At 60.1% G+C, this 398-nt stretch carries 1 protein-coding gene; it reads right to left on the bottom strand.

What is annotated here, in order from left to right:
* Positions 1-263: hypothetical protein (locus tag CBF90_RS16785; protein ID WP_197690609.1), on the bottom strand; the 263-nt coding region annotated here is incomplete at its 3' end.
* Positions 264-398 lie beyond the last annotated feature (135 nt).

Below are 398 nucleotides of genomic sequence, written 5' to 3'. Positions count from 1 at the left end.
GGGGTGATGCCTGCCAGGGCTTCGGCCTCGATGCGAGACAGCCCGCCGTCATATTCCATGATCGCGGCCCGTTCCTCGATGGCCTCGCGGTCAGCCGGTGGGCAGTGAAGGGCCTGCACGATGGCGTGCTTGCTGGCCTTGATCGCGGCCCTCTCGTCTGCTGTGAGCTTGCTTGCAGGCGTCACGGCCAGGTCACCAGATGGCAACACCGACAACGTGAAGCCCGAGCGCCTGAGCCCTTGAATGAGGTCAGGCGCACCCATCAGAACACCTCCATGTCGGGCAGTGCTTCAGAGGTCAGCGGCTCATGTTGCTCACCAACTTGCTCAACTTGCTCAACGTTTGAAAGTTGAGCATCTTGAGCAACTTCAATGAGCAAGTTGGGCAACTTCCAGTAC

The organism is Microbacterium sp. AISO3 (assembly GCF_002204305.1).
Taxonomy (GTDB): domain Bacteria; phylum Actinomycetota; class Actinomycetes; order Actinomycetales; family Microbacteriaceae; genus Microbacterium; species Microbacterium arborescens.
Note: the sequence above shows the minus strand (reverse complement) of the source record. Positions and strands in the feature narration are given on the sequence as shown.